This window comes from Streptomyces roseochromogenus subsp. oscitans DS 12.976 (genome assembly GCF_000497445.1).
GTDB classification, from domain to species: Bacteria; Actinomycetota; Actinomycetes; order Streptomycetales; family Streptomycetaceae; genus Streptomyces; species Streptomyces oscitans.
The window spans coordinates 4,331,239-4,333,951 of the sequence record NZ_CM002285.1 but is presented as its reverse complement, the minus strand read 5'-3'; the positions used below and the strand labels follow the sequence as shown (position 1 = coordinate 4,333,951).

At 70.4% G+C, this 2,713-nt stretch carries 4 protein-coding genes and 1 pseudogene; 3 read left to right on the top strand and 2 right to left on the bottom strand.

Annotation, left to right across the window (positions count from 1 at the left end; genetic code table 11):
- The coding region (locus M878_RS48210) for an SLATT domain-containing protein (RefSeq protein ID WP_031225236.1) at positions 1-208 on the bottom strand (208 nt) is incomplete at its 3' end.
- 244 nt (positions 209-452) lie between these two features.
- Here M878_RS48210 and M878_RS68375 point away from each other — a divergent pair.
- From M878_RS68375 to M878_RS68365, 3 genes are read left to right on the top strand one after another with little or no spacing between them, the layout of a single operon-like run.
- Positions 453-815, top strand: a complete 363-nt coding sequence (locus tag M878_RS68375) for a YbaB/EbfC family nucleoid-associated protein (protein ID WP_031225235.1) — start codon at positions 453-455, stop codon at positions 813-815.
- Between the two features lie 51 nt (positions 816-866).
- Positions 867-1,466: a recombination mediator RecR gene (gene recR, locus M878_RS68370; RefSeq protein ID WP_023547904.1), complete on the top strand. Its 600-nt coding sequence runs from the start codon at positions 867-869 to the stop codon at positions 1,464-1,466.
- The gene (locus tag M878_RS68365) at positions 1,459-2,121 is read left to right on the top strand and encodes a DUF5063 domain-containing protein (RefSeq protein WP_023547903.1); all 663 of its coding nucleotides are present in this window, start codon (positions 1,459-1,461) and stop codon (positions 2,119-2,121) included. The genes recR and M878_RS68365 overlap by 8 nt, the downstream gene beginning before the upstream one ends.
- Before the next feature lie 161 nt (positions 2,122-2,282).
- On the opposite strand, the pseudogene M878_RS94470 reads toward M878_RS68365, so the two are convergent.
- Positions 2,283-2,713, bottom strand: a pseudogene (locus M878_RS94470) (sulfite exporter TauE/SafE family protein); the annotation flags it as partial.

The following is a 2,713-nucleotide window of genomic DNA, read 5'->3' as shown; positions in this document are numbered from 1 at the left end:
TCCACACCCGGTCCCGCAGATACCAGGACGCCGTGTCCAGCGCCCCGCGCTCCACCCACCGGTACAGCTCGTCGAGCCGCTCGGCGGGCTCCCCCCAGTCCCCGAGCGGAAAGGCCCGCCCGGTCAGATCGCCCGGCCGCAGCCCGGCCGCACCCTCGCCCCGCCCGTCCTGTGGCGGACCCTCGGGCTGCATCTCCGGCTGACCCACCCGGCACTCCCTACTGATCACTGATCACGACCGGTCACGCAGCGTGACACACCATTCCGACGCGCGGCACCCTTCCTACCGCCCAATGGGTGGCGAAGAAGGAGCTTTCCCGTCTTTTCCGCCCGGAAGAGGGTCTTGATCAGGTATAGGCCTCGTGGACTTCTCACTCGAAAGAGTGGCGGGGCGACGGGGGCCCGGACCACGTAGGCTCATGCTCAAGGAGAAGAACGTAGAGGAGCTGATCGTGATCCCCGGTGGTGGCCAGCCCAACATGCAGCAGTTGCTCCAGCAGGCCCAGAAGATGCAGCAGGATCTCCAGCGGGCGCAGGAGGAACTGGCGAACACGGAGGTCGACGGGCAGGCGGGCGGCGGTCTGGTGAGGGCCACCGTGACCGGCTCCGGTGAGCTGCGGGCGCTGAAGATCGACCCGAAGGCCGTGGACCCGGAGGCTGCATCCGTTGAAGAGACGGTCGAAACCCTCGCCGACCTGATCGTGGCGGCCGTACAGGCGGCCAACGAGAACGCGCAGACGCTCCAGCAGCAGAAGCTCGGCCCGCTGGCCCAGGGCCTCGGCGGCGGCACCGGCATCCCCGGTCTGCCGTTCTGAGTCCGGGCCAACTACGGTACGTACCGAAAGGTCTTAGGGAAGGGCAGTCCGGTGTACGAAGGCGTGGTCCAGGACCTCATCGACGAGCTGGGGCGGTTGCCCGGCGTCGGTCCCAAGAGCGCGCAGCGGATCGCCTTCCACATCCTGCAGGCCGAGCCGACGGACGTGAAGCGGCTCGCGCAGGCGCTCATGGAGGTCAAGGCGAGGGTCCGCTTCTGCGCGATGTGCGGCAACGTGGCGCAGGAGGAGCTGTGCGGCATCTGCCGTGACCCGCGCCGTGACCCCTCGGTCATCTGCGTGGTGGAGGAGCCGAAGGACGTGGTCGCCATCGAGCGCACCCGCGAGTTCCGCGGGCGCTACCACGTCCTCGGCGGCGCCATCAGCCCGATCGAGGGTGTCGGTCCCGACGATCTGCGTATACGAGAACTTCTCGCGCGGTTGGCTGATGGGACGGTCACGGAACTGATCCTGGCCACGGACCCGAATCTGGAGGGCGAGGCGACGGCGACGTACCTCGCTCGCATGATCAAGCCCATGGGCCTGAAGGTCACCCGCCTGGCCAGCGGCCTCCCGGTGGGTGGCGACCTGGAATACGCGGACGAGGTCACCCTCGGCCGCGCCTTCGAGGGGAGACGACTCCTAGATGTCTGACGCCACACTGCACGCGACAGCTCAGAACCCGGACGACTTCGTGGTCCAGATCGCGGACCAGGTCGAGAGCTTCCTGGTGGCCGTCACGGAGGTGGCGAGGGGCGACGAGCCCGGCTCGACCGTGCCCTTCCTCCTCCTGGAGGTCTCCCAGCTGCTGCTGGCCGGCGGCCGCCTCGGCGCGCACGAGGACATCGTCCCCGACGAGCGCTACGAGCCCGACCTGGGCCCCGAGCCGGACGTGGACGAACTGCGCGAGAACCTGGCCCGGCTCCTCGAACCGGTCGACGTCTACTCCGAGGTCTTCGACCCGTACGAGCCCCGCAAGGCCCCGGTCCCGGCCCGTATCTCCGACGACCTGGCCGACGTCATCACCGACCTGCGCCACGGCATGGCCCACTACCGCGCCGGCCGCACCACGGAGGCCCTGTGGTGGTGGCAGTTCTCCTACTTCTCCAACTGGGGCCCGACGGCGTCCTCCGTGCTGCGCGCCCTGCAGTCGGTCCTCATCCACGTCCGCCTCAACCAGCCCCTGGAAGAGCTCGACGGCCTCGACACCGACCAGGCCACCATGGGCGACGAGACCCTGGAGTTCGAGGCGGGCCGCGTCATGGCGGAGGAGATCGGCGGACCGCTGGGGATCCGGCCGGGGAAGTGAAGCCAGTCCCCTGAAGCGAGGCTGGGGGAGTCGGCAACCGACGACAACGCCGCTGGGGTTGCCCCCAGGTCCTCAGGGCAGTGGGGGAGGGCGTGCCGGCCCCCGCGTCCGCGACAGGTTCCGCCGGACAGGCCCTGGCGTCCGAACCACATCCCCCACAGGCCCTTCGTCATCGCCGCGCCGGCGACGGCCCATTGGACCCGGTCAGGCGGGGCGTGCCGTTCGTGGCGAGCGAGAACGCGTTGACGACGCCGTAGAACTGGGCGTTGGGGACGAACTCCCGTACCGTCCAGCCCGCGTTGAGGGCGCAGAGGGAGACGGACGGGCCGCCCACGCCCTCCCCCACTGCCTCAAGGGCGTGGGGGCACCCCCAGCCGCGTTCATGAAGTCGCCCAGGCCGCCCGCCGTCACCGCTCCCGCGCCGCCCCGCAGCGCCGGGACGCGGGCGCCCCGCAGCACGAGCAGGATGGCCGCCGTCACCAGGGCGCCCATCACCAACAGCAGGACGGGACACGGGAGTTGGCGGGTCATCCAGGCGCCCGTCGGGACCGTGCAGGCGGCGGCCAGACACGGCGGCACCACCGCCGCCGGG

Excerpts from the sequence above, each read along its gene's own strand:
- M878_RS68365 (WP_023547903.1), top strand. The coding sequence starts at position 1,459 with ATGTCTGACGCCACACTGCACGCGACAGCTCAGAACCCGGACGACTTC.